This window comes from Paenibacillus silvae (assembly GCF_014639235.1).
Lineage (GTDB): Bacteria > Bacillota > Bacilli > Paenibacillales > Paenibacillaceae > Paenibacillus > Paenibacillus silvae.
In genome coordinates, this window is the sequence record NZ_BMFU01000005.1 from 145,969 (window position 1) to 172,612 (window position 26,644).

Here is a 26,644-nt window from a genome sequence, read left to right on the forward strand (position 1 = left end):
ATGGCATCACATTTTTCTTGAAGAGTACTGGGAAGGATGCAGTTACAAACTACACAGGTTTATGTTTACCTTCAGATACAGGTTTATGAAGACCTTTAAATAGTGGTATAGTACAAGAAACGTCTGCATCTAGCAGCATCAGTATCGGATCGATAACAACCCGTTCAGGAATGATTTCGGGTGCAACTTCTGTTATCCTGCTTGCAATAAACACATTGCATGAAACGCCGGAGTTTTACGGCCTTATCATATAAAGGGAGGTTCTTCACTCATGACGGAGGAGCAATCCTACACAACCGAAGACATTGCCAAGATGCTTAAAATATCGAAACTGACCGTCTATGATTTGATCAAAAAGGGAGACCTTGTCGCCTATCGGGTAGGCAAACAAATGCGCATTGACGCCACAGATCTGGAAGCCTATAAACGCCGCTCCAAGCAGCTTCAGTCCCCGACGCAGCAGTCAACAGGCGTGAGCGGCTCAGGCGTGAATCAGCAGGCTGCTGGACCCATTGGAACACAGGAGCAGCATACCAGCTCGAATATACTCGCGGGGCAGGGGGAGGTACAGTATGCAGCTCATACAATCGGGGCAGCAGTGTCGTCTGCTTCGCAGATGGCTCCTTCTTCGTACGTCAACTCTCCAGCTGGTTTCGGACAGAACAGCGCCGGTGCAACACGCCATCTGGTCATTACGGGTCAGGATGTCAGCCTGGATATTCTGATGCGTCACATCGAAAAACAATCAAGAGACATTCGTCCATTGCGCTCCTTTATGGGTAGTCTGGACGGTCTGATCTCAATGTATCGCGGCGAGTCCGATCTGGTCAGCACACATCTACTGGATGGAGACACTGGAGAGTACAATCTGCCATATATCCGCAAAATTTTAACAGGCTGGTCATACGTCGTTGTAAATCTGCTGACCCGTCCTGCGGGTCTGTACGTTCCGCGTGGTAATCCTCTTCAGTTAAATGACTGGACCGATTTGAACAGGGCAGGGCTACGCCTTGCGAATCGTGAAAAGGGCTCGGGAGCCCGGGTACTGCTGGATGAGCAGCTGCGGCTGAATGGAATATCAACTGCGGAGCTGCTCGGGTATGATGTGGAGGAAACAAGCCATATGGGCGTGGCAGCCAAAGTCAGCTCCGGCGAAGCCGATGTTGGTATAGGTATTGAAAAAGCCGCCCGTCTTGTGGGAAAGGTTGATTTTATCCCGCTCGTTCAAGAGAGATATGACCTGGTTATGCTACGAAAACACGGCAACGAGGCCTGGATCGAGTCGGTGCTGCGTATCCTGCAATCTCTGGAATTCCAGCAGGAGCTGAAGGCATTTGAAGGATACGATGTATCCCGTACGGGTGAGATTTTATATGAGGCATAGCTGTAGAAGTGAGGGCCTGTAGGTGGGGGGACGGACTGTGTAGTTACTCCGCTCCCTGGCAGTATCTCACTCCTGACACTAAGTTACTCCACGCCCCCGCACCACCTCACTCCCTGTATCCAAGTTACTCCACTCCCTCGTACACTTCGCTCCTGACACTAAGTTACTCTACTCTCTCGCACTTCGCTCCTGTCGCTAACGAATCGTAGAAGGCTTATTTCCCCCATTCTCACGTTTAGAAAAATCTAACGATTCCTACAAACCTTATTCGGCTCAATTTCAACATTTTCCCTACGAAAACCGCTATTTTCAGCAAAATAGCGCTTCTACGAATCGTTAGAATTCAAAACTAGCTAAATCCGGGCAAATAGCGTTCCTAGGAATCGTTAACAATTTACTCCTTACTTGATCGTGCTTTGGTGAGTTTATTTTGACACAATATGATGTTGTGCATATCAGTCCTCCCTAACGCCAAGTTACTCCACTCTTCTGCACCACCTCACTCCTGACACTAAGTTACTCTACTCTCTCGCACACTCCACTCCTGACGCTAAGTCACTCCACTCTCTCGCACACTTCACCCCTAACGCCAAGTTACTTCCCTCCCTCGCACCATCTCACTCCTGACGCCAGGTTGCTCCGCTCCCACACCACTACCTCACTCATGACACCAGTTACTCCACTCTCTCACCATCTCACTCCTGACGCCAAGCCACTCCACTCTCTCGAAGCACCTCATTCCCTCTCGCTGCTCAGTTACCTTAATGTCACTGTAATCGCATCATCTCACTCTTACCGCCAACTGCGCATCGCATTCCTAACTTCTCCCGGCAACAACAAAAAGAGGACCCCCATCGTAATCCACGATTGCAGTCCCCTTAACAAATTTAGCTGCCAAATGACATCAACAGGACTGACCATCTTATCCTGCTGACTTATTCCCGATGACCAGCCCCACACATACGCCCTATAATTCCACTCTTACTATCACTCTTACTTTCATTTATAAACACACCATTCCGTAAGGCTTACCAGCTGGATTTGGTCACACCCGGGATTTGTCCTTGATGAGCCATCTCACGGAATTTGATCCGGGATACTTTGAATTTGCGCAGATATCCACGCGGACGGCCTGTCACTTCACAGCGATTTTTCAATCTTGTTGGTGAAGCGTTACGAGGCAGCTTCTGCAAAGCCTCATAATCTCCTTTTTCCTTGAGCTCCCTGCGCAGCTCTGCATACTTTGCCACTATAGCCTGACGCTGCTTCTCACGTACAACCTTTGATTTTTTAGCCAAATTCTCCAGCTCCTTTATCGTTTGAATAATGTGATATTTCATAAAATGTACACCTGACGCTCCGTGCGTTCTAAGCCAATTCACTGTTCACGTATAGCTCAGCCAACTCAGTCCTCATTACATGACTTCTACAGGCCAAGGCAGCGGGTTCTCAAAATGTCCCCAATCCGTCAGCATCTCTTCATCGCTGAGCAGGCATTGGTCCAGTTCATCCTCGATAATGGAACGCTCCATATCTATGCCGATCATCACCAGCTCCGTTTGGCGATCGCCCCACCGGGCATCCCATTTGGCAAGCATATCAGGCTCGGTCCGCAAAATTTCTGCTTGATCTGCTTCCGGCAGCGCGGCCACCCAATGCCCCGCAGGTCCGAATTGAATAGAGGGCCCCGCCTGGCTCAAGCTGGCAGCCACATCCCCTTCAGCAGCAAGCCACACCAGCCCTTTGGCACGCACGATCTCTTCCGGCCAATAACTCATGAACTCAGCCAGACGGGATGGATGGAAGGGCTTCCGGCGGCGATATACAAATGATCCAATACCGTATTCCTCGGTCTCTGGTGTATGGGTTTCCTTTTCCAGCTCCTGTATCCAGCCAGCCGACATGCTCACCTTCTCAAAATCAAACCGGCCCGTGTTCAGAATCTCCACCGGATTCACCTGTCCGTTTACCGTGCGAACGATCTTCGCACTCGGCTGCAGCTTGCGGATTATGCCTTCCAGCTTCTGCAATTCCGCCTCTTCCACCAGATCACATTTGTTCAACAGCAATACATCACAGGTTTCGATCTGGTCAATGAGCAGGTCAACGACATCACGGGTATCTTCCTCCCCGGTCGCCTGATTGCGATCCAGCAAGCTCTGTCCCGAAGCATAATCATGCCAAAAGCGATTGGCATCAACAACAGTGACGAGACAATCCAGCTTCGCCAGACGAGTCAGATCAATGCCTGTCTCTTCATCGGCGTATGTAAACGTCTGTGCCACCGGAACAGGTTCACTGATGCCTGTCGATTCAATCAGGATGTAGCCATATTTGCCCTCGTTCACCAGCTTCTCAATCTCCTGCATCAGATCATCGCGCAACGTGCAGCAGATACAGCCGTTAGACATCTCCACCAGCTTCTCTTCTGTACGCGAGAGCGTTGCTTCACCTTTGACCATCGCCGCATCAATGTTGACCTCGCTCATGTCATTTACGATCACAGCGACCTTCAAGCCTTGCCGATTGTGAAGCACATGATTTAGAACCGTTGTTTTACCTGATCCCAGATAACCGCTAAGAACGGTCACCGGTATTTGCTTTTGCGTCATGAAAATCGACTCCTTATAGTTGCAGTTCATCTTTATAGATGATATTTAATAGTAATTATTACGATTAACAACAATGACTATAATCCTGTTTGACACCATTGTCAAATCTTTTTTCGTTCCTGCCCTAAAAAACAATGTAAAAAAAGCTTACGATTTCTGCCTGCCTAATCGCATCCCCCATGCGCTTTAGCAAAGCTTCATCATAAGCCTGTTCTAAAAGTTCCTATAAATATGCTTATTCAAAATTCATACTCTTGCTCTTATTTATACTTTTGCTGTTATTCACACTCACACTCATACTTTTAATCATATTTCATGTTCGTATTCCTATTCGTATTCGTCCACCTCTCTAGTGAGCCTGCCTGCGCTCCTGCACTAGCTCACCCTGTTTAAAATGAGGGCGCATCCGCCCTGCCCTCCATCTGCTGTCTGCTAAGCACCACTACGATTAAAGCTATTACAGAGAGCAGCGTACAGACGGTAAACATGACCGAATACGAGCTGATCTGCACCACAACACCCATCGCCAGCCCGCCAAGCGAGAAGCCCAGATCATAGGAGGACATGAAAATGCCCATAAGCACATATCTGGAATCCGCAGGCAGTACAAAGGACAGATATGTCGTTAGGGTCGGATACAGCAAGGCCAGTGCAAAACCGCTAAACACCGCAGCCACATAAACCACTGGCCCAATGCTATCCATCAGGCTAAGCAGCAGCGTTCCCAGCGCAGCACTAAGCATAAGCCCCGCCATAAGCCATGTATTCCAGCTGCCGTCCGACGGGATTTTTTTACGCAAAAGAAAACGGCACAGGATCACAACGAGGCCCTGGATCGTCAGAAAAAGTCCGGCACTCGCTGCACCTGTCGATACCATATAGAGTGGAAGAAAGGTCGCTGTTGCGCCAAATACACAGGAGGCAAACAGCATCACCACACTGCTGACAAGCAGCGGTGTACTGCGCCAGATGCCGCTGAACGAGCGCAGCATATCGCCCAGCGTATACGTTTTGTTCTGCACGGTGCTCTGCGGCAAATCCACCTTGTATCCGAGCAGCAAGGGAAGCACAGCCAGTCCGATCATCAGCAGTGTAAACGCCAGCTCGCTGGCATTTTGCCAGATCTGCACGGCCAGAACCGGAATAACCAGCGAGGGCACCATCGTAAACAGCGTGTACATCGACAGCCCCTGCGCCCGATCCTTGTCTTCCAGTCTCTCCACAATTCCCGCCTGCATCGTCATCGAAAAAAATGCAGTTGCTACGCCTTGCAGCGCCCGCAGCCATAGATACGTGTCCACACCAGTCACGATAAACAGCAGCAGCGTTCCGGCATGCAATATTAGCAGCCACCGCATCACGCGCAACGGCCCATGCTTGCCCAGCATCTGTGCTGCAAACGGCCGCAACAGCATACAGGTGAACATGTAGCTGCCCATCATCAGACCGATCTCAGCCTGATTTAACCCGGATGCCTCACTTCGCAAGGGCAGAATAATGGTCAAAGCCGCGTTCGCAGCAAAAAATAAAAAAGCCAGCATATAAAATCCGATAAACGAAACGGATACCGGATTTAATTTTCTACTGGTCGTAGTTGTTACAGAAGTTGAAGCTTTCAAAATTTCCATACCTGCTTTCTCTATCACATACATACGCTCTCTATGACCTGACTGTATTCCTCAATCCTCTGTCACATGCCTGCACCGGGGCGAACAGTTCAAGAAACTCACAGTAGCCTTGTCCGCCGTTCATAGGCAAAAAATATCATCACCGCTCCTAGAATAGCACAGATCATATACATAAATGAATAGGAAGAGATATCTGCAATCGGTCCCATGATGACACCGCCCAGAGAGATGCCCAGATCCGCTGTGGCAATAAACAGACCCATCAATACGTTGCGATTCAGCTTCGGCAGGACAAAGGACAGATACGTCGTCAGCGTCGGGTACAGAATCGCTTGAGCGATGCCCATCAGCACAGCACCAGCATAGAAAAAAATCATGCCGCCCGTCACCGAAAAGCTTACACACTGCGAGGCAATCGCAAGCAGGAGCATCGTTCCCATCATAAACGGCGAATGCCATCGCCCATCCGAAGGAATGCGTTTGCGAAGTACAATGCGCGCCAGCACCACCGTACCCGCCTGAAGCATCAGATACACCCCGGCATGGCCGCCCTGAATTTGACCCGCATACAGCGGGATAAAGGTGGTGACCGCACCAAATACAACGGAAGCACTCAGCATCAGCAGACTGGAGCGAAACAGCAGCGGATTAAGCACAAGCTGTGCGAAGGATTGCCACATGTTCACGTTCTGCGCAGATGCATCTGCCGGGTGCGGCTGCTCTTTATTTTTTTCCATTTTGGCCGTGTAGCCAAATATGCCTGTACAGACAGCTATTCCGATCAGTACTACTGTAAAATAGTTCATGCCTCCCGCCTGCCACATGGCTAAAGCCAGTACCGGGCCAACAATGCCCGGAATATAACTGAACAGCGAATAATACGAAATGCCCTGCGAGCGGTCTTTCTCCGGCAGTGCATCAATGATGCCAATCTGCAGCGCCATGGAAAAAAAGGCCGTGGATACCCCTTGCATCATGCGGGCAATCAAATAAACGCCCAGCCCCGTAAATGTATATAAAATCAAGGCCAACCCGTTAATAATCAGAATGATCCGCAAAATTTTAATCGGACCGTGCTTTTGAATCATTTTGCCCGCCCAAGGTCTGAAAAACATCGTGGTGAACATATACGCCCCCATAATCACTCCTATGGTTGTACTGTTTGCACCGAGAGATGCCCCCTGTAGCGGAATGATCACATTTAGAATCGCATTGACACTGAAGTACAAAATCACCAAAATGTACAAGCGCAAAAAAGGCCAGGACATCGCGCCATTCACAACATTACTCCTCCTCCACACAAAACCGTTCATCCTCGCATCCAAGGCTATATAGGCTGAACTAAAGACACGTGACACAGTCCAGTCCGAATGACAGAATAACCTTGTAAAAGTATCGTTCAACTTCGATCGATCGCTGCCCGGGCAGCTAGAACGAGATTTGATGCTTTAATAATTTTCGTGCATAGTCGGACTGGACATGCTTCAACTGTTCAACCGCAATCGTCTCCTCAACCCGGCCCTCTCTGAAAAAAACAAACCTGTCACAGATATAGGCCGCTGCCTGAATATCATGTGTAATAAAAACAAAGCTCATCTTGTACAAACTTTTCAACGTTTTCAGCAATTGCAGCACCTGAATCTGAACCGACACATCCAGCGAGCTGACCGCTTCATCCAGCACAATGCACTTCGGCTCTGTCGAGATCGCTCTTGCGATACAGATTCGCTGGGCCTCCCCGCCCGACAGCTCATGAGCATATTTGAGCCGGTACGAAGGGTCCAGTCCAACCTGAGCAAGCAGCATATCCACTTTCGCCGCTGCCGCCTTCTGAGGGCTTAGTACAGATTCGTGATTTCGCTGCTCCAACCGGTGTCGCTCTTTCACCGACTTGAGCTGTCCCCGCTCCGTCTTTTGCGGTCCGTGCTCTATCATTTGCTGTCCCGGCCCTGCTTTTCGCTGCGCCTTCATGGGCTCCATAATGGCATCCTGCACCGTGAGAAATGGATTCATCGAAGACGTATAGTTTTGAAAAACTGCGCTGATTCGCCCCATCCGAACCCGGCGATCCATCACGTCCCGGCCCCCGAATCGAACGATTCCTTGATCCGGCCTTTCGAGTCCGAGCATGAGACGCCCCAGTGTCGATTTGCCGCTGCCGCTCTCACCGACAATGCCCAGACACTCACCTGGACGGCATTCCAGAGTCACCTTTTTCAGCACCTGCTGTCGCTGCTTCGAGAACATGCCGCCCTGCACATATGATTTTTCAACCTGCTCTACCGTAAGCATTTACGATCCCTCCTGCATGATAGCTTTGAAATGATCGCTTAGCTCCTGCCTGGTGGATACAAGGTAACGGGTGTACGCATGCGCTGGCTCCTGCAATACAGACTGTATGCTGCCCTGCTCGACAATGCTTCCATCCTTCATCACCATCACATCATCCGCCACCTTCCGAACTACACCAAGATCATGCGAGATAAAAATCATGGAGCAGCCTATGCGCTCCCGCAGCTGAATCAATTGCTCCAGCACCTCATATTGGGAGATAGTGTCCAGCGCTGTTGTTGGTTCATCCGCAATGATCAGTTCCGGCTCCAGCACAAGGGCGAGGGCAATCATCATTCGCTGCAGCATGCCGCCAGACAGCTGATGCGGATATTGGTTCAGAATGTCCTTCGGGTTCTTGAGCATGACCCGTTCCATGGCTTGATGCATTTTGCGCTCCAGTTCACGGGTGTTCCAGTTATAGTGTGTTTGTAAGGTCTCCCGGATATGGACTCCAAGCACACAAGAGGGATCGAATGCACTCATGCCCTGCTGCATAATCATACACAGATGTCTGCCTCTTCGGCGCCGCATCTCCTGTTCCGGGAGCAGCTGGAGGTCTTCGCCCTGAAACAGCATCGTTCCCGACTGACGCATATTGGGTTTGTTCAGCCGCATTAAGGCCCGGCAGGTGACCGACTTGCCGCTGCCACTTTCCCCAACGATGGCCAGGCAGCTTCCTTGTCGGACCTCAAATGAGCTGTCATGGATAATCGTTCGATCTGTCTGCGTGTCCCACACCTTGAGGTGTTTAACCTCGACTATATTCATAGACAGCCTTTCTCACCTCTCTTCCATGAGACGGGTCCGGCTTCCCTTGTGAAGTCATTAATTTCGGATCAAGGGCCACCTGAAGGGCATCCGACCAAAAATTAAAAGCGGACACAACAACAACAATCGCGAGTCCCGGAGCCAGCATCAATTCAGGTCTGGAGAACATGACTTCTCTGGCTTCATTCAGCATCATGCCCCATTCGGCATGGGGAGCCTGAATGCCCAGCCCCAGAAAGGAAAGTCCCGATACCTGCAGCATCATCGAACACATTGCACTGCTGGAAATCACCGCAATATCGGCAAACGTCACCGGAATGATATGCCGTGTAATAATTCGCATATTGGATATGCCTGAAGCTTTGGCAAATTTCACGTACTCCATTTCCGAGAACTGCATCACAGATGTACGAATGACACGGGCAAACCAGGCCCATTTCATACAAACAAACGCGATCAGAATATTTTCCAGTCCCGCCCCCAGAATCCCGACAACCGCAAGGGTCATGACGTAACCGGGAAACGACAGCATAACATCACAGATTCGCATCAGCCACGCATCCACTTTGCCCTTGAAATAACCTGTGGCAAACCCGGCGACTGCACCCGCCAGCACCGAGAAGCCCAGCGCAGCCAGCACCCACAGCACACTTGGACGAATGCCATAGATCAGCCTGGATAACACACATCGGCCCAGATGGTCATTGCCTAACAGATATGACCAGGACGGCGAGGCGTAGCGAAGCTTCATATTGACCGCACCGGGATCATGGGGAGCGACAAGAGGAGCAAATAATCCTAGGGCAATCGTCAAAACAATAATGGCCAATGAGGTAACAGCCAGCTTGTCACGGCTCAGATTTTTGAATAGTCGCATCGCATCAGAATTCCTTTCTCAAACGGGGATTCAGCGCAGCATTGATCATATCGGAGAACATGTTGAACAGCACAAACGTTACCGCCAAAATAAGCACATACGCCTGAATGATCGGGAAATCCCGGCTCAGAATTGCCCTTACACTTAACCGGCCAAGGCCGGGCCATGCAAATACATTTTCAATGACCACCGTACTGCCCAGTATAATCGGGATCGCCATACCAAAGATCGACACAGCCACCTGCAAGGAATTGCGCAAAATATGCAGCATGACCTTCCGCTCACTCAGACCGCTTGCACGGGCATAGAACACATAATCTTCATTCATATTGCTCAGCATGGCACTGCGAACCGAGCGGAAATAAATGCCCGTATAACTCACCGTAATCACCAGCACAGGCAGAATATAGCTGCGATAAGAATCCATACCGCTGGTTGGAAGCAGATCCAGCTTCACGGAAAAATACCAGATGAGCAGCGCCGCAAGCCAGTAGGAAGGCATTGCTGTCAGGAAAAAGGAAACCCCTCGGACCGATCGATCCAGCAGTTTGCCTTCTTTTAATGCACTGAGTACACCAAGCAATACAGAGAACAGGATGATGAAAACAGAAGATACCAGGGTCAGCTTTAACGTATTCAGCAAAGCCGGCCCGATCAAAGACCACACTGACTCACCAGATACATACGAATGTCCAAAATCGAACTGCACAACGGCCTTCATCCAGTCCAGATATTGAACGAGGAAAGGCTGGTTAAAGCCCAGCGCTTCGTTCGTTTGGGCGATCAGCTCGTCGGTAATCTGCGGTACATCCTGCGCCTGCAGCACTACCACAGCCGGGTCAAGAGGTGACAGACTGAGCAGCAGAAAGGTAATCAAGGATATGATGATCAGCATCGGGATGGTTAACAGCAATCGTCTCGCAATGTAACTTCCCATGGTCCTCTCCCCCTACTCGAATTTCATCTTTTCAAAAGGCAGTTCATACTGTGTCTGCTTAAAGGTAATCCCCCGCAGATTTTTCGGAGCAACAACAGTCACACGACCATGGGTAAGCGGAATAAAGACGGCTTCATCATGCACGATTTTCAGAATATCGGCATACAAGGCCTTTCTGGATTGCTCATCCGTGGAGCTCATCACCTCATCGATTTTACGGTACAGCTCATCCGCTTCCGCAATACCACTGGTGGTATGCTTGTATGAGGAATCTGATGTAAACGCAGCAATGGTGCTCTGTGGATCGTAGGCCAGTCCCCAGGTCTGGTTAAATAACAGATCATATTCCCCGGTCGCTCTGCGATTGGCGATGGAAGAGGACTCTTCTCCTACCAGGTCGAGCTGCATGCCGATTTCCTTCATCTCATACTGGATCAGCTCGGACTGCGTTTTTTGCGAAGAAGAGTTGCTGTCATAATACAGCTTCATCGCGAGTAGTTGACCGTTTTTCTCCCGTACGGTCTTGCCTTCAGCCAGCTTCCAGTCTGCCTGCTCCAGCAGCTGTTTCGCGACTTCCGGGTCATACGCTCTGATCTTCAGGCCCACATCGGCATAGTTCACGTTGGATGAGAATAGAGTGTCTGCCACGGTCTGCGTGCCGTTAAAAATATCCTTGCTGATTGTTTCGCGATCAATGCCAGTCCACAATGCCTCTCGCACAGCCTTGTCATGCACCGGGCTATCCAGCTTGCTGCTGTTCGCTACAATCATGGCTGTATTCATGGCATCACTTCGCACCACCTGATACTCGCCGGAAGCAGCAAGCTGGTCCATTGCCGCTACATCAATGCTGTCCGCTCCGCGGTCATCGGTGAATACAACGTTGATCTCCCCCTTCTGCAATGCCAGATATGTCGTTTCTCCAGCCGGAAGCACCTTGGCTGTAATCTTCTGAATCGCAGGTGCACCGCCCCAATAATCCGCATTTGCTTCAAACGTAGCGTTCTCCTCAACCTTATGTCCGGTCAGCTTGTATGGTCCCGTTCCATGGAAGCCGCTCACTCCATCTTTGGTTCCGCCATTTTTGAAATCCTTGGGCGAGATGAACACATACGGTCTGGTCATGGACAATTCCACCAGCGTTGGATAGTATGTATCGGACAACACAAGCTGCAGCGTATATTCATCCACAACTTTAATATCCTTGATTTTGGTGGAAAGCTTGATCCAGGAATGCTTCTCGGCATTGGTCTGAACCGCTTCTATATTTTGTTTGACCGCCTCGGCGTTAAATGGCTCGCCATCATGGAATTTCACATTTTTCCGCAGATGAAAGGTATAGGTCTTGCCATCCTCCGAGATATCCCATGACTCTGCCAGTAGCGGCTTGATGCCGTCCTTGGTGTTCTCCACCAGCGACTCGTAAACCATTCCTTGCGCAGGCATGGAGCCTGGGTAGAGATGTGGATTCATATCATTAATATCTTTGGCAGAGGCGTAGATGATTTCATTACTCGTCTGGCTGACTGCCGATGCTGCCGGAGCTGCCGGGGCCTTCTCCTCCGTTGCAGTTTGGGCACAGCCCGAGATGATCGCAATGACAGTGACCAATGACACGATACGTTTGAAAGCATTTCTTTTTGTCATAACCTTTCCCCCTGGTGAGCAAGTTACATTCAAAATTTACACCATACCACTTCGTGGTCAGAACAACCTTCCGATCGCCGTTATCCCCAGATTTCAGGAATCCATTTCCAAGGGGGAAATCCGGGGATAAATACGAGCACTTCGTTTCTTCAGGTTTTTTCTGCCCTCTCCGTTTCGGTGTAAAACTAAATTCAACTTGCATTTTTTATATCAAATCAATCCTTACTGCCATTTAGCGCACTGCAGATCATACGAATATCCTGTTGAAACGACTGGATTACAAATGCTGTAGACAGACGCTGATCCGGGTGTGCACGGGCCGTTTCCTGAAGCTTTGCTTCGTATATGGCTATAAAATGGTCAATCGCAGGGCAGCTGACCTGCACATGTCTGGCAATGCCCTGAATGATTTTGATGCGGTAGTAATCCTCCTTCGGCATTCTCGGAACGTCGAGCTCTCCCTCGCGGTTCGTAAATATGCGGCGGAACGGCACAGCAGAGAAGTCGAAATAGGCTCCGGCAGCATCCGGCTCCGAGAACGGATCAATCAATAACGAGGCGTAACGTATGTATAATAGAAATTCCTGATGAATCGCCTGCAATTGATCAAATTCCTCGATATCATGACGCGATAAACTCTCTAATCGAACCGGGTAGTTGTCATCCGTCATGAACTGCAGCAGATTGATTCCCTGAATATGGAGTCTGTCCGTAATCTGCGTAATCTCCTGCCATTGTTCCCGCATGCTGCGAATTAACGCAGGTGTAATCGGGCCTTCGGGATACAGCTTGTAAACATATTTTTGTACGCCCTGCTCACCGAAGATCGCCTCCAGTGAGAAAGCATTCATAAACAACGGTGGATGAACGTATAACGAAATATTTCGCGTTTCAGCCTCCAGCGGGGAAGACATCACGCCGAGTGCAATATGCAACCGCTCGAACAGCTCGCGTAATTGCTGCACATAAGCTGAAGAGGGCACAGTGGAGCCAATATATACCTTCCTTTTCACTCCTGTAGTGATAACCTGATTCGACGGATGTTCATGCAACCAGCGCGTATCTCCCAGATACGTGGAGAAGCTGATAATCTCCGCCTCTGCCCCCCGTTGCTGCAAATATTGGCTCACCAGCAGACTGGAACCAAACGTCGGTGAAACGAGAATAACGCATTTCAGTTGCTTTATGAATGCATCATCTATTTGCTGCAATACATCGATATAAGCATCGGTTGTGACAGCCAGAACCAGCGTCTGCCATTCTCCTGCCAGTGTGTTGTACCCCCGGAATACCTGATCCACGATACACTTTCCTGCCAAGGCACGATGCTTTTCATTTTGTATGGTCACTTGAACCTGCTGCCCACTCTGTTCCAATGCTGCATAAAAGGCTGCTGACCGCACCGATTCCCTGCCCGCCAGGCCAACGCGGCAATCAAGATCATTTTTGAACGTAATAGCCAGCTGGATGGACGCAGGACCTGTGCCGCATAACAGAACTCGTTGAATGCCGCTCATTGCTCATATCTGCCTCCCTTACATACTTTTCTGGTATAACGCAATATCGAACACATCATGCGGGCGCAAAATGTTATCTGCGAGCCTCCACTTCCGGCCGTCCGTCTCCCGCATCGGATAATTGAACAGCGATTTCAACTGATTGCCGTAGCGCATCGCCACGACCACCTGTGCATTGGTCAACGCATGTAATTGATCAAGCAGTTCGTATTTATTGGCTACGGTTGAGCTGAAAATGATATGGGTGGCTTCCCGGGTATATGCCAGATCCTCCAGCAATGACAACTCCAGGCGAATGTTTAATTCTGACCCAAGCGTCTGCACAACTTTCCGCCCTAGCGTAATTGCTTCTGCATCAATATCAATGCCTATCACCTGTGCTCCGGTGCGCCGTGCAATCAGCAGCGGGGTCATCGGGAAGGAACCGGAACCGACCAGCAGCACCTTCGAATCAGGCGTCACCTGAAAGCTGCCAAACTCTTTGTCGATACACTCTTCAATATTTTTAAAATAATCCGCAATCTGCACTTCTCCATCCTGCAGCTTCAATGCCCGGTACTTCTCCATAATCGCTACACACCGGGCTGATTGATCTCTAAGTTCCTGAATCAGCGGTTCAAGCTCCTCCAGCTCTGACGGTCTCAACATGTTCCAAGCGTGCCGATGATCCGCATCCGTCACAAAACGGGAATAATTATTAATAACTGTCTCCAGCTCGGAGCTGTGCTCAAGCGTCTGGTCATACCTGACCGCAAGATTGCTGAACTGTGAAGCGAATTCGGTAAGCCTTGTCTCAAAGTGGATTAACGTGATCAATAGTGTCTCCTCCTGCATCTCGTTATCGTCACACCGTGCTGCCAGATTTAAGATTAAAAGCTTCACTCAGATACGTTGAAGGTTTAAATGGAGAGTTATGCTCATATACTCGCCATACTTCTGCTCCGCTCCAGCGGAGCATCAATAAAAGCGGTTCCGTGAGCTACAATTCCAACATTGCCCTCGATCTTAATTGCCTTCACACCTGCTGTATTCCACTGGGCAGTCACCTTCATTACACCTCCAGGCTGCTTGATCATCTGCGAAACCTCCCGCTGTGACAGCCAGGCCAGATAAGCGCCTATGGATGCTGTGCCCGACCCGCAGCCCCTCTCCCAGATAAGACTGTCCAGCTGCGGAACATAAATTAACGGAGCCATCTCTTCTGTGACCGGACGGTATAACAGAATGCCAATCAATTTGTCACTCGTCGTAAGTCCAAGGAGCCGCGCCAGATGCTGTGCCCGCCGTCTCATCGTGTCATCGAAATCCTGAACTTCGATCACAATATGAATAAATTCGGCATATCGAACAACAATCATCTCCAGCTCCATACCTTCAAACGTGATCGCCTTGCGCTCGATCAGCTCGGGAACGGGCATTGTAACCTGGCAATCATACCGATTCTCCCGCTTCTTCACATGACAGTAAATCAGGCTCTCTGTGCCTGAAACATCCAGCTTGACGTTCATTGAAGCCTGCTGCTCCAGCCCCTGTTCAGAAGCAATATGGGCAGCAAGTGCCATACATGCATTACCACAGAACTCTCCTCCAGCCATCTCAAGACGGGCGGCGGCTTCCTGCCTGTGAGGCGGCTTAATGAATCCCACCTGCTCAGCGTAGACATGATCATAAGACATCAGACTGGAGGCTATGCCGCTGTAATGCTCGGCAGCATGATTCGTTTTGACCAGAATAGTCATGTTCTGCGTTGGACTACATTTGATAAAATCAATCTCATGTTTCATGCCAGCAGTTGCTCCTGTTCTTATGAAATTCGAATTGAAGTACTCCAAATTCATCGCCTGTCGTTTAATAGTAATTATTACGATTAAACAAGAAGAAATATAGCACACGCATTAGGGGTCGTCAACAAATATTTCCATGTACGTCATTAGCTGTGCTGATCTATAAAATATAATTTAGATGCATTGTTGGTTAAAAAAACAGAAAAATAGAGCTGACGCCTGGCGCCAGCTCTACAGCTAATGGTATAGAAAGTACAGATCAACAGATACCAATTTATCCGATATCATACGAATGACCAGCACCACGATGATGTGCAAAGCGAAAACTGACTTCTCGTCTGTTCAGATGTCCCTCTACCCTGAACAGCGATCCTAACCTTGCAATCGGTAAAACGCCTGCTCTGCCAGTGCTGCCAGCAAGTGGGCGCCCAGCGGCAACGCCTGCTCATTCACATCAAAGGCCGGATGATGCCACTCGTGCGGGCCCGAGGTGCCGAGGAAGAGGAACAGACCGGGAACTTCTTTTTGATAAAAGGAAAAGTCCTCCCCCGCCGGAGAGGGCAGCGGTCTGACGGTATTCAGGCCAAGTTGCTGCGCAGCCTGAACAGCGTCCTCCGCCAGCAATTCATCATTGACCACTGCGGGCGGTCCCTGAATCCAGCGAACCGTTGCACGGGTGCCATAGGCTGCAGCGACACCGGACACTACCTGATTGAAACGTTCGCGGATAAGCGCCCGCACCTTCTCGTCAAAGGTACGTACTGTGCCATCGAGCACCGCCTCCTCCGGGATGACGTTCCAGGCAGTGCCGCTATGAATTTTGGTAACGCTGATAACGGCACTCTCCTGCGCACTCACATTACGGCTGACAATAGCCTGCAGCGCGGTGACGATATGCGAAGCAACGACAATCGGATCAATGCCTGCTTCCGGCACTGCAGCATGGGTGCCTACGCCTTCCACCTTGACAACAAAACCGTCTGCCGCAGCCATCAGAGCCCCCTCACGAATGCCTACAGTGCCAACTCGCAAATCCGGTTTGTTATGCAAACCGAATATGGCCTGCACTTCGTTCAGTGCCCCGCTCTGAATGACCTGCCGTGCACCTGTCGCCTTCTCCTCTGAAGGCTGGAAGATGAGGCGTACTCGCCCGGGCAGACTGGCTTCACGCTGCTTCAGCAGCCGTGCGGCTCCAACGAGAATAGCTGTGTGGGCATCATGCCCGCACGCATGCATGCGCCCCTCGATCTGTGAAGCAAACTCCAGCCCGGTCTGCTCCTGAATCGGCAGAGCATCAATATCCGCCCGCAGCGCAACAATAGGTCCCTCCGTCTGTCCCACTTCAGCGACAAGCCCGGTGCGCAGCTTATACTCATCCGCAAAGCGAATGCCTTCCTTCTCCAGCCAGCCACGAATGGCTGCGGTTGTTTCCTTTTCCTCACCAGACAGCTCAGGGTTGCGATGCAGATACCGCCGGATCGCGGTCAGCTCTTCCGCAAATGCCTCATCATGCACTACATATTGTGCCTGCAGCTGTTCTGCTTGCTCATCAGTTTGCTTTTCTGAATCTTTTTGGTGTCCTTGCTTTGCATCCTGCCTGCTCTGCTGCTCTTCATCCTGCTTACTCCCTTGCTCTTCATCCTGCTGCTCAAGCTTTCGTCCAGACTGCTCCAGCTCACTTCTCATTCCGTCCCTCCGTTCAGCTTCAGGTTATGTGATGGTTGCTTCAGTTTTCTCTTGCTTCGATTCGCTTCCCTGCCCAAAAAGATCGTTCCCTTGCCAAACAGCAACTCATACAGCAATTCGAAGGAACGAATGCGTTTTGAGAAATCCTTCGTTGCTGTTGTGACAATAATCTCTTCGATGGCAAAAGGGTGCTGCACTTACAGCTGTCGCAGCATCTCCCCGAAGGGCTCGGCAAATGGCGAATATTCCTCCTTCAAGGTCACAACACTGATCTGCAGCGATACCCCTGCCACCTCATGAACCTGAATAGGGAACAGCTCCTGACGCTGTACCTCCTTCTTTACCGTAAGCCCCGGGAGAAAAGCAATACCTGCACCCTGCATAACCAGTTTCTTCGCCGTTTCCGAATTATCGACATGATATGTAATGTCCGGCGAATGCTCCAGAGAATCGAAAGCCCGATGAATTCGAAGCCAGTCCAGTGATCCACATTCAAAGAAAACCAGCTGCTGCTCCCGAAGCGCCTCCATACTGACATGCCCACGTTCAATGAAGGGATGGTCTTTGTATACATACAGCTGGATTGGATCTTCGTAATAAGCAACGGTACGAATGGCGGGATGCATGACCTTTCGTACAAAGGCCAAATCAATCTCCTGCCCGAGCAGTTTGGCAATCAACTGATCCGTTGTTGCGGTGGTCAGCTTGATATTCACCTCGGGATACGTCGCTTTGATTCGGGGCAGAAAATCAGGAATAACATAATTAGACACCGACACCGTGCTGCCTAGACGCAAAGCTTCAGGTGTTGTTCTCCGCTGCTGAATTTTCTGTCTTCCCTTCTGAAGTACTTGCAGCACCTGCTGCGCATAAGGTAAAAATTTGCGGCCCTCATCTGTCAGCACAATCTGCTTGCCTAGCCGGTCAAACAGCTTGCACCCGAGCTCTCTTTCCAGTGACTGGATGCGTGCCGTAACCGAAGGCTGGGACAAGAAGAGTACTTCAGCCGCCTTATTGAAGCTGCCATAGTGATTGATATATACAAATGCTTCAATGTTCTCTACATTCATGGGCGCCTCCGTATCTACGTCCGCAGACGTTTTTGCAAGGGAAACAAACATCGCTGATGGTAAGACCATCATCTATTTTTTATTTTTCCTATCATATTACTTGGTTTTAGTTTATCGTAATACCGTCCTTTGCCAGTGTCAATCTTAATTCTTCCAGAGACCGGTCGAGACGGGCGGTAATATCTGCCGCCAGTGTAAATGTTCCGTCCTCATTGCGTTCAATCGCCTGATCCACTGCGTATACGCCGCCAAGAATATGCCGTCCACCAAGTGCGGTAAGCACAGGCTTCAATGCATAATCAATGGCAAGCAAATGTGCAATCGAACCGCCAATGACGAGGGGCAGAGTTACTTTATCCCGGAGTCCTTCTTGTGGAATCAGGTCGAGAAACAGCTTGAGCACACCCGAATAGGCTGCCTTGTATACAGGAGTAGCCACAATAACAGCATCCGCTGCATCCACGATGGCCAGTGCATCCTGAATGGCCGGGCTGTCGAACTTTGCCTGCACCAGATCTTCTGCCGGCAAATCGGTCACCTGAATCACTTCAACGGAAATACCAGCTTTGCTTAACGTATGGGTACTATAATCCGTAAGTCCTGTCAAACGTGAACGCTTGGACGGGGTTCCGGCAATAATGACAACATGTGACATGTTATTTTCCTCCTTGGAATAGCGGTCAGGCCGCTCCTTTTACTTTTGGATCAAGTCTATCGCGAATATCGTCTCCAATCAGATTTACAGCCAGAACAAACAGCGTAATGGCCAGGCCCGGGAAGGTGCAAATCCACCAGGCTACCGTCAAATAACCTCTGCCTTGAGACAGCAATGCACCCCAATCGGGAATTTCCTTCAATACACCGAGTCCGAGAAAACTGAGTCCCGATCCGGTCAATATGGATGTTCCTACCCCCAGCGTTGCCATAACGAGCAGCGGCGACAAGGAGTGTGGCAGAACATGCTTCCAGAAAATGCGGGCATTGGAACCGCCCAGTGAACGTGTTGCCATAATAAAGGGCAGATTCTTCACTGACATGACCTGACCACGCATCACCCGGGCATACCCCGGTATCGAGGCTGCTGCCACCGCCAGCGCAATATTCATCAGTCCTGGGCCAAGTGCAGCGGCAACAGACAGTGCCAGCAGGACACCAGGCACAGCCATAAGAATATCTACAGCACGCATTGTTACGGTATCAACGATTCCGCCCACGTACCCCGCAAGGATTCCAAGCATGCTGCCAACAAGACCGCCCACAAGCACGGATGCAAAACCAATCAGCAGGGAATCTCTGCTGCCATACACAACCACACTGAATATATCTCTTCCGAAATAATCCGTACCAAACAGGTGAACAGCAGAAGGAGCCTGTAGTATTGCGTCCGTCATCATCTGTGTGGGATCATACGGAGCAATCCAACCTGGAACGATCGCACAGGCCACAGTAAAAATGACGATTAGCAGCGCGACATACAAGAACAGCCGCGATACTGTGGATGAGACACGCTGCCGCCAAGACAGGCGGCTCCATCCCCACAAGCGGGCTTTCCCTGCGCTGCCTGCCCATGCCTTTTTGTCACCAGCCAAAGGTTTCATGCTCATAACCATTAACGCCTCCCTCTGCGCGCGCCTGATGCGCTGTTCCTGATATGTCTGATGGTCTGATGATCTTGGTATGAGGGTATGATGATCTGTTTCATGTACGAACAGCCCGCCGAACCCGAGGATCAATGTACGAATACGAGATATCGACCAGCACATTCAGAACGACATAGATGATGGATGTAAAAAACACAACCCCCTGCACCACCGGCAAATCCTTTGCCATTAATGCATCAGCAATGATACGCCCGATTCCCTGTCTGGAGAATACCGTCTCCACCACCACAGTGCCTGCCAGCAGATCACCGATCAGCATGCCAATCACCGTCACTGCTGGGATGAGTGCATTACGCAGTGCATGACCATACATGATGACACGTTCAGACATTCCTTTGGCTCGCAGCGCAACGATAAAGGGCTCATGAATGACTTCCAGCATGCTGTTGCGCACCATGCGCACAATGAAGCCCGCACCGACCAGTCCGAGGGTTGCAGCCGGAAGCACCAGTGAACTGAATCCGTCCGAACCCATCGCCGGAAACCAGCCGAGCTGCACGGAAAACAGCAGAATGAGCAGAATGCCGGTCCAGAAGGTAGGCATCGAGATACCGAACAAACCAACTAGTCGAGCCACAAAATCAATGACACCATTTCGGTGCACTGCGGACAAAACGCCCAGTGTGATTCCGATCGTAATGGCAATTAGCGAGCTCAGTGCAGTTAAAGCCAGGGTTGCTGGAAAATGCTCCAGAATTTTAGGCAGCACCGGATCGGAGTTCACCATGGATTGACCAAAATCACCACGCAGCATATGACCAAAATAGTTTGCAAACTGTACGTAAAACGGTTGGTCCAGTCCAAGCTGGGCCCGGAGGTTTGCGATCATCTCCGGGGTAGCCGTGGACGGGTCCAGCATAAGCAGCACCGGATCACCCGGCAGAAGATACATGATGCAGTACACCAGCACCGAGGCTCCAAATATAACGAGCAGTGACGTTGCCAGCCGTGACAAGACAAGTTGAATCATACCGGGATGTCTCCTTTCCGAGACCAGAATGTGCTATACAGCTTCTATTAATGTCAGGGGCGGGTACATCTGTTATTGCTGAATGCGTACATCATTAAAGAGCGGATAACCGAGCGAATCAAATTTTATGCCTTGCACATCTTTGGATGCAGCCACTGTATACGGGAAAACGTAGATTGGCAAAATAACCGCCTGTTCAATCAGGTACTTCTGTATCTGACTGTAGATATCTACTCTTTTCGCGGTATCCGTCTCTACCGCTCCCTGCTCTAACAGTTGATCAATCTTTGAATCAGACAGACCCGATAATGTCGGGCGTTCTCCTTCCGCACTTGTATGATAGAAGGCATACAACGCGTTAGGATCGGAATTGACCTGACTGTTGCCATACAGATCATAGTCCCAGTTCTGATAGATCACGGTAGCAACGTCTTTGGTAATAACCACTTCAACCGCAATGCCCAGCGGTTTCAGCTGCTGCTGAATGATCGCAGCAATGTCATTCCGTTTCTCCCGGTTAGGGGAGCCATCCACATATTTCAGAGTCAGCTTCTTCCCGTCCTTCACCCGAATACCGTCAGCTCCCTTGACCCAACCCTGCTCATCCAGCAGCTGGTTTGCGCGGTTGATATCCGGAGTAATGCTTCCTTCAAGCGCCTTGTCATAGCCGAGAATACCTGGAGACAATGCAGACCATGCGCGCTCGTAGTTGCCCAGATACAAGGTTTTCACAATGGACTCGACGTCTACAGCGGATTGAACCGCCTGCCTTACTTTTACATCATCCCAAGGTGCCTTGCGCAGATTGAAAAAGAGGGTATACGGAAGTCCAACGGTATTGGCCTGCAGCAATTGCTGGTTCGGATCACTTTTGAGCGCAGCGATATTTTGCGGCGGTACGGTCTCTGCCGCGAGTACCTGCTTGCTTTGCACACTTCCGATGCGTGTGGCTTCTTCCGGTACAATCTTAAACGTGATTGTATCGATATAAGGAGCTCCTTTGTTTTCTACCGTATCCGGTCCCCAGTTATAATCCTTGTTTTTGGCTACAACGATATCCGCATTTTCATCCCATTTCACAAACGTAAACGGACCTGTGCCTACCGGATTTTTGCCCAGTTGATCCCCATATTTCTTCGCAGCGGTTGGAGACACGATCCCCAGCAACGCTTGACTCAAATTGCCCAGAAAAGCCTGTGACGGTGCAGCCAGCTTCACCTTGATTGTATATTCATCAATGACCTCGGAGGAGCTGTAGGGTCTGATCAGGGCAAGGGCATTAGCGGCTTTGGTGGCGGGATCAATGACCCGATCCAGATTATACTTCACCGCTTCGGCATTAAACGGAGTTCCATCATGGAACTTGACGTCCTCACGCAGCTTGAACGTATAACTTTTGCCGTCCTCCGACACACTCCACTCCTTGGCGATCCAAGGCTTAATGGAACCATCGGGCAGCTGCACTACCAGATTGTCATAGATGGTTCGAATGGCACGTACGGCTACAGCAAGGCCGCTGCGATGCGGGTCCAGCGTATCCGGTGAGGTTGCAAGTGCAAACGTAAGATTACCGCCTTCAGCCGTTCCAGCCTGGCCTCCACCTTGGGAAGCCGCTGCTGTACCGCTTGTTTTTCCTCCTGACGCCGCTCCGCATCCAGACAATACCATCACCAATGCTAATGCCAATGCCACGTATTTTGTCCATGAAACAGACCTGTTCATATCGCTTCCCCCTCTGTGTATACAGGTGTCATTAATGAGCTACTGTAAGCAAACTCACATATAATTTATATTTCCTATGAGAAAAGTAGGTTTTATGGCGTGAAAGACTCTATTAACTGGATTAACTCCTGCTCCAGATGCATTTATGCTTCATTTCACGATAGACTGGACTGGGCTAAAATTTTATTGCACTGAACCGTTATTTGATCCGAATGTATCGGATTATGAGTACAGGTTGGAGTCACCGCGTTTAGAAAACATACATGAAACAGGTACATGACGTTTGATTAGATGACGTTCGACTCTTCCTGTGTTCTGGCTGCGGTATAGCGGTTTACAGGCACCTGTACACCCAGATTGCCACGCAGCGTGTCATGCTCATATTCCGTGCGATATATACCGCGTTCCTGCAAAATAGGCACAACCAGCTCCACAAAGTCGGACAATCCGCTAGGCAGTTCAGAAGCAATGATAAAACCGTCTGCTGCTTCTGCCTCGAACCATTCCTGAATTTTGTCGGCCACTTGCTCCGGTGTACCCAGGAATTGGCTCCGTGGTGTTGCGGCCCGCAGAGCAACTTCCCGCAACGTTAACCCCTGCTCTTTTGCATCCTTCTTGATTTTGTCTGTTCCGCTGCGGAAGCTGTTGCTGCCAATGCCATGCAGTTCCGGGAACGGTTCATCCAGCGGATATTGGGAGAAATCATGATGCTCGAAGAAACGTCCCAGATAATCCAGTGCTTTATCAATCGTAACCAGACTCGCGATCTCCTGGTACTTCTGCTCGGCTTCCTCTGCCGTGCGTCCCACAATGGGATTGATGCCTGGCAAAATGACGATATCCTGTGATGAGCGACCATAAGAAGCAGCTCTTGTTTTCACATCCTTGTAGAACGCCTGTGCATCTTCAATATTGTCATGCCCGGTGAATACAGCATCCGCTTCCTGAGCGGCCAGCGTTTTGCCATCTTCCGAAGAACCTGCCTGGAAAATAACCGGCTGTCCCTGCCGCGAACGAGCGATATTAAGCGGCCCTTGTACCGAGAAAAATTCGCCTTCATGATTCAGCGTATGCAGCTTGGAGGGATCAAAGAATACACCGCTCTCCTTGTCTCGTACAAATGCATCATCTTCCCAGGAATCCCACAATCCTTTGGTCACCTGCAAATACTCCTTGGCAATGCGGTAACGCTCCGGATGTGTTGGATGATGACTTTTGCTGTAATTTTTCGCAGTACCTTCGAGCGGGGACGTAACAACGTTCCAGCCTGCACGTCCATCACTGATCAGATCGAGGGAACCGAACTGTCTGGCGACTGTAAACGGATCACTGTAGGATGTGGAAAGTGTGCCGACCAGGCCAATGCGTGAGGTTACCGCAGCGAGAGCGGAAAGAATACTGATCGGCTCAAAGCGGTTGAGAAAGTGGGGAACAGATTTTTCGGTAATATACAGTCCGTCCGCGATGAAAACCAGATCAAACTTGCCCTCTTCTGCCTTCAAGGCCTGACGTTTGTAAAACCCGAAGTTCACACTCGCATCAGACAATACCTCCGGGTGTCTCCAGGTGGTGTTGCTTCCTCCTACACCATGAATGATCGCTCCAAATTTCAAACTACGTTTTGCTGTCATATGCCCTCCGCCTTCCTGAAATAAGTTATTGTACAAGAGTAAAATCGGGTCGTAAAATGAACGCCGCTTCTGTCGTACAAATACAAATTGAAAATTATGAAACCTGCTGTCGCCGCTAAAATATACTATTCCTATTAGTTTGGTTTGTTTTAATTTCACACAGCTTATCACTGCCCTGCAAACAGGTCAACCGTGCTTCTAATAGATTTTTTCTATAACGATATTGAAATGTATATAAGGGGATGAGGCCGCAAAACAGAATGCATTTTTGTTCACACAGCAGCTGCTTCATCTACCTTTTCCAGCAACTGAGCCAGTTTTTTTGGATGATGACATCGATATACCTCCCTGGTTTCTAAAGTGTCGGTTCCTCTTATTCAGACGAACTAAATCAATAATTCCCATCTGATAAGTCGGTTTATGGCTATAATGTACTCCCGCGCGCTCTCTGGGTCAATGGATCTCCTAATAGAATACTCCTATAACAGCATAGAAAAATTGTATTTTATTTTTTGGAAATAGGTAGTGTCGGAAAACAACAGAACTTTGTTAGACGATTTCAAGAAAATGTAGGACAAAAAAGGAGTGAGCTCATACTCACTCCATTGCTTTTAATTTCGCCTCGATAATCTTTGCTTCTGCTAAACTTGATGCCGGAGAACTGATAACCAAACCTTTATTCTGGAATTTTGCATGCATTAATTTCGTGTATAATTCAGGTTCTGTAACAATAATTGCATATTGATTCGCCTGTTTATCAAAATAAATATCGCCCAGGACTGTTCTCTTTGAACCTTCATAAGAGATTAATAACGTATTATGCGTGAAAATGACTTTTTTGAAGACAATATCATCGATAGATAATTCCCCCTCGAAAACATCATCCTTTTTATTCAATGTGCCATTCAAACTCACTCTTACGTCCCTGCCTATCTCGGAGTTCTCACTATACATGTAAGATGGTGATTTAATGTCTATTTGTTCATGAGTACTGCACCCTGAGAGAATGAATAAGCTTAATAAAGTAATAAAAAGCACTTTTTTCATTTTCAGCCTCCAAACTATTAACTGGAGATAGCCCCTCCCCATAAGTAAGTCAATACTTAAATTTCCAATATACATTTACAGGTATAACAGTCCCACTCTGGTAACCATAATACAAGGGAGACAATGTATTTTTTGCAAGTGAAGTTAATCTTTCTTCGTCATAAAAGTAATTACCAGCTTGCCCTGAGATTTGTCCTAAATCAAAATTTCTTGGTGTATATCGTATTGAATTTTTGTAATAAACAACATTGAGTTGTGCAGAAGTATTTTTCTTAGTCGATGTCGCCATTGGAGCCCATATATATTGGAAACCATTCCACTGATAAACATCTACATATTTATATATTATTACATAGTCGTGCAGCGATCTAACAATAGTACTTTTATAACTGTCGTACTCATTCTCTTTAATTAATAGATCTACAACTGTCATAAATGCACCTACGTAAGGATGAGTCATGCCTGCTCCAATCTGAATCAGCTTATTACCCATCTTATTTAAATCCCCTTGCTCATTTCCATACAAGGTTTGTGCACCATAAGAATATTCTGTACGCAACCTAGTGTCTCCAGGAGACGCCATTAAAGTTACAGTATGATCAAAACTATCTCTATTATCAAAACTATATAACTTATTTTGATACTCGATTTCTGTATATACTGAATAATCATTCATCATTTCCATTAAATCTTCTATCTCAGACTGAGTCTTTGCATTTTCAAGTTTATTTTCATATTCAGCAACGTTTAATTGCTTTCCTTCCTGTATTGCCTTTTCCTTCAAAAATTCTTTGGTTACAGTAAATGACTCTGTTAATGGATCATAAGTGTTATCCTCAGCGTTTACTGGAGACATCTGTAGCACAAGTATAAGAGACAATAACGAACCAAACATCCTTTTTTTGATTTTCAAATTAATACCTCCATTTTATATTTTCTTCCTTTTCACCCTATCACATAACAACGCTTTCATAAAGGGTTTATGTGGTATAATATAAATATTTATTACAGTAGAAATTGTTTTCATTCTGTAATATGACTAAAACGTCCTAGTTTGTTATCTAGCAAATTTATGAAGATTTATTCTACATCTATTTCCAGCCTCCGCTGTTAAGCATAAGTTTGCAGGCTTTTGTACTAAAGGATATCATCATCATTTAGCGCCCTCACCCACTATCCAGACTTCTCATAGCTCAGTGCATTACTTAAAATGTCGTAAGTTATTAAAGTCTTTATAGTCTTAATCCAATCATCCAGCATTGCTTCGCTTCTGTAACATCTACCTCCTCATTTCTACTCACTTGCCTTAGGGGCAACATTTTATTATGTAGCAAAGCCTTATGCGGAATGAACAGATCAGCGTGTAAGT

General features: G+C 48.8%; 22 protein-coding genes. 1 reads left to right on the forward strand and 21 read right to left on the reverse strand.

Going from position 1 to position 26,644, the window contains the following annotated elements; translation table 11 throughout:
• Nucleotides 1–271: 271 nt before the first annotated feature.
• The gene (locus IEW26_RS18440) at nucleotides 272–1,384 is read left to right on the forward strand and encodes a helix-turn-helix transcriptional regulator (RefSeq protein ID WP_188593414.1); all 1,113 of its coding nucleotides are present in this window, start codon (nucleotides 272–274) and stop codon (nucleotides 1,382–1,384) included.
• A gap of 1,028 nt (nucleotides 1,385–2,412) precedes the next feature.
• Here IEW26_RS18440 and rpsN read toward each other — a convergent pair.
• From rpsN to IEW26_RS18550, 21 genes are all read right to left on the reverse strand, one after another.
• On the reverse strand, nucleotides 2,413–2,682 hold the full coding sequence (rpsN, locus tag IEW26_RS18445) for a 30S ribosomal protein S14 (protein WP_188593508.1): 270 nt from the start codon (nucleotides 2,680–2,682) through the stop codon (nucleotides 2,413–2,415).
• A gap of 117 nt (nucleotides 2,683–2,799) precedes the next feature.
• A complete protein-coding gene (locus IEW26_RS18450) occupies nucleotides 2,800–3,996 on the reverse strand; it encodes a GTP-binding protein (protein WP_188593415.1) in 1,197 nt (398 codons plus the stop codon).
• Nucleotides 3,997–4,385: 389 nt separating this feature from the next.
• Nucleotides 4,386–5,624, reverse strand: a complete 1,239-nt coding sequence (gene cntE / locus IEW26_RS18455; protein ID WP_188593509.1) for a staphylopine family metallophore export MFS transporter CntE — start codon at nucleotides 5,622–5,624, stop codon at nucleotides 4,386–4,388.
• Between the two features lie 98 nt (nucleotides 5,625–5,722).
• A complete protein-coding gene (cntE, locus tag IEW26_RS18460; protein ID WP_188593416.1) occupies nucleotides 5,723–6,904 on the reverse strand; it encodes a staphylopine family metallophore export MFS transporter CntE in 1,182 nt (393 codons plus the stop codon).
• A 148-nt stretch (nucleotides 6,905–7,052) separates the two neighbouring features.
• Nucleotides 7,053–7,916 carry an ABC transporter ATP-binding protein gene (locus IEW26_RS18465; protein ID WP_188593417.1) on the reverse strand — a complete coding sequence of 288 codons (864 nt, stop codon included), beginning with the start codon at nucleotides 7,914–7,916 and terminating at the stop codon, nucleotides 7,053–7,055.
• Nucleotides 7,917–8,726, reverse strand: a complete 810-nt coding sequence (cntF, locus tag IEW26_RS18470; protein ID WP_188593418.1) for a staphylopine uptake ABC transporter ATP-binding protein CntF — start codon at nucleotides 8,724–8,726, stop codon at nucleotides 7,917–7,919. It abuts the gene before it with no gap.
• The gene (gene cntC, locus IEW26_RS18475; RefSeq protein WP_188593419.1) at nucleotides 8,707–9,603 is read right to left on the reverse strand and encodes a staphylopine uptake ABC transporter permease subunit CntC; all 897 of its coding nucleotides are present in this window, start codon (nucleotides 9,601–9,603) and stop codon (nucleotides 8,707–8,709) included. The genes cntF and cntC overlap by 20 nt, the downstream gene beginning before the upstream one ends.
• Nucleotides 9,604–9,607: 4 nt before the next feature.
• Nucleotides 9,608–10,540, reverse strand: coding sequence for a nickel/cobalt ABC transporter permease (gene opp1B / locus IEW26_RS18480; RefSeq protein ID WP_188593420.1), 933 nt, complete (start codon nucleotides 10,538–10,540; stop codon nucleotides 9,608–9,610).
• A gap of 12 nt (nucleotides 10,541–10,552) precedes the next feature.
• Nucleotides 10,553–12,187: a staphylopine-dependent metal ABC transporter substrate-binding lipoprotein gene (gene cntA, locus IEW26_RS18485; protein ID WP_188593421.1), complete on the reverse strand. Its 1,635-nt coding sequence runs from the start codon at nucleotides 12,185–12,187 to the stop codon at nucleotides 10,553–10,555.
• 215 nt (nucleotides 12,188–12,402) lie between these two features.
• Nucleotides 12,403–13,704 carry an opine metallophore biosynthesis dehydrogenase gene (locus IEW26_RS18490; protein ID WP_188593422.1) on the reverse strand — a complete coding sequence of 434 codons (1,302 nt, stop codon included), beginning with the start codon at nucleotides 13,702–13,704 and terminating at the stop codon, nucleotides 12,403–12,405.
• Nucleotides 13,705–13,722: 18 nt separating this feature from the next.
• Nucleotides 13,723–14,520: a methyltransferase domain-containing protein gene (locus IEW26_RS18495; protein ID WP_373288501.1), complete on the reverse strand. Its 798-nt coding sequence runs from the start codon at nucleotides 14,518–14,520 to the stop codon at nucleotides 13,723–13,725.
• Between the two features lie 101 nt (nucleotides 14,521–14,621).
• Entirely contained in the window at nucleotides 14,622–15,488 is an 867-nt protein-coding gene (locus IEW26_RS18500; RefSeq protein ID WP_188593423.1) for a histidine racemase CntK family protein, read from the reverse strand.
• Nucleotides 15,489–15,860: 372 nt separating this feature from the next.
• Nucleotides 15,861–17,174, reverse strand: a complete 1,314-nt coding sequence (locus tag IEW26_RS18505) for an amidohydrolase (protein WP_308423498.1) — start codon at nucleotides 17,172–17,174, stop codon at nucleotides 15,861–15,863.
• Nucleotides 17,175–17,371: 197 nt separating this feature from the next.
• A complete protein-coding gene (locus IEW26_RS18515; protein ID WP_111269551.1) occupies nucleotides 17,372–18,244 on the reverse strand; it encodes a LysR family transcriptional regulator in 873 nt (290 codons plus the stop codon).
• A gap of 106 nt (nucleotides 18,245–18,350) precedes the next feature.
• Entirely contained in the window at nucleotides 18,351–18,899 is a 549-nt protein-coding gene (gene ssuE, locus IEW26_RS18520) for an NADPH-dependent FMN reductase (RefSeq protein ID WP_111269445.1), read from the reverse strand.
• 25 nt (nucleotides 18,900–18,924) lie between these two features.
• The gene (locus IEW26_RS18525) at nucleotides 18,925–19,848 is read right to left on the reverse strand and encodes an ABC transporter permease (protein ID WP_188593425.1); all 924 of its coding nucleotides are present in this window, start codon (nucleotides 19,846–19,848) and stop codon (nucleotides 18,925–18,927) included.
• 94 nt (nucleotides 19,849–19,942) lie between these two features.
• Nucleotides 19,943–20,875, reverse strand: a complete 933-nt coding sequence (locus tag IEW26_RS18530) for an ABC transporter permease (RefSeq protein ID WP_145405341.1) — start codon at nucleotides 20,873–20,875, stop codon at nucleotides 19,943–19,945.
• 72 nt (nucleotides 20,876–20,947) lie between these two features.
• Nucleotides 20,948–22,597: an ABC transporter substrate-binding protein gene (locus IEW26_RS18535; protein WP_188593426.1), complete on the reverse strand. Its 1,650-nt coding sequence runs from the start codon at nucleotides 22,595–22,597 to the stop codon at nucleotides 20,948–20,950.
• A 287-nt stretch (nucleotides 22,598–22,884) separates the two neighbouring features.
• On the reverse strand, nucleotides 22,885–24,228 hold the full coding sequence (locus IEW26_RS18540) for an LLM class flavin-dependent oxidoreductase (RefSeq protein WP_188593427.1): 1,344 nt from the start codon (nucleotides 24,226–24,228) through the stop codon (nucleotides 22,885–22,887).
• A gap of 597 nt (nucleotides 24,229–24,825) precedes the next feature.
• Complete coding sequence (locus tag IEW26_RS18545) at nucleotides 24,826–25,275, reverse strand: hypothetical protein (protein ID WP_145405344.1); 450 nt, start codon at nucleotides 25,273–25,275, stop codon at nucleotides 24,826–24,828.
• A gap of 49 nt (nucleotides 25,276–25,324) precedes the next feature.
• Complete coding sequence (locus IEW26_RS18550; RefSeq protein WP_110897414.1) at nucleotides 25,325–26,188, reverse strand: hypothetical protein; 864 nt, start codon at nucleotides 26,186–26,188, stop codon at nucleotides 25,325–25,327.
• Between the last annotated feature and the right edge of the window lie 456 nt (nucleotides 26,189–26,644).

Coding starts and splice junctions, on each gene's coding strand:
- IEW26_RS18505 (WP_308423498.1), bottom strand. CDS start 17,174: ATGAGAAGTGAGCTGGAGCAGTCTGGACGAAAGCTTGAGCAGCAGGAT.
- IEW26_RS18440 (WP_188593414.1), top strand. CDS start 272: ATGACGGAGGAGCAATCCTACACAACCGAAGACATTGCCAAGATGCTT.
- IEW26_RS18540 (WP_188593427.1), bottom strand. CDS start 24,228: ATGACAGCAAAACGTAGTTTGAAATTTGGAGCGATCATTCATGGTGTA.
- cntE (WP_188593509.1), bottom strand. CDS start 5,624: ATGGAAATTTTGAAAGCTTCAACTTCTGTAACAACTACGACCAGTAGA.
- IEW26_RS18525 (WP_188593425.1), bottom strand. CDS start 19,848: ATGAGCATGAAACCTTTGGCTGGTGACAAAAAGGCATGGGCAGGCAGC.
- IEW26_RS18535 (WP_188593426.1), bottom strand. CDS start 22,597: ATGAACAGGTCTGTTTCATGGACAAAATACGTGGCATTGGCATTAGCA.
- IEW26_RS18490 (WP_188593422.1), bottom strand. CDS start 13,704: ATGAGCGGCATTCAACGAGTTCTGTTATGCGGCACAGGTCCTGCGTCC.
- IEW26_RS18500 (WP_188593423.1), bottom strand. CDS start 15,488: ATGAAACATGAGATTGATTTTATCAAATGTAGTCCAACGCAGAACATG.
- cntA (WP_188593421.1), bottom strand. CDS start 12,187: ATGACAAAAAGAAATGCTTTCAAACGTATCGTGTCATTGGTCACTGTC.
- cntC (WP_188593419.1), bottom strand. CDS start 9,603: ATGCGACTATTCAAAAATCTGAGCCGTGACAAGCTGGCTGTTACCTCA.
- ssuE (WP_111269445.1), bottom strand. CDS start 18,899: ATGTCACATGTTGTCATTATTGCCGGAACCCCGTCCAAGCGTTCACGT.
- IEW26_RS18530 (WP_145405341.1), bottom strand. CDS start 20,875: ATGATTCAACTTGTCTTGTCACGGCTGGCAACGTCACTGCTCGTTATA.
- IEW26_RS18545 (WP_145405344.1), bottom strand. CDS start 25,275: ATGAAAAAAGTGCTTTTTATTACTTTATTAAGCTTATTCATTCTCTCA.
- IEW26_RS18465 (WP_188593417.1), bottom strand. CDS start 7,916: ATGCTTACGGTAGAGCAGGTTGAAAAATCATATGTGCAGGGCGGCATG.
- cntF (WP_188593418.1), bottom strand. CDS start 8,726: ATGAATATAGTCGAGGTTAAACACCTCAAGGTGTGGGACACGCAGACA.
- IEW26_RS18450 (WP_188593415.1), bottom strand. CDS start 3,996: ATGACGCAAAAGCAAATACCGGTGACCGTTCTTAGCGGTTATCTGGGA.
- opp1B (WP_188593420.1), bottom strand. CDS start 10,540: ATGGGAAGTTACATTGCGAGACGATTGCTGTTAACCATCCCGATGCTG.
- IEW26_RS18515 (WP_111269551.1), bottom strand. CDS start 18,244: ATGAATGTAGAGAACATTGAAGCATTTGTATATATCAATCACTATGGC.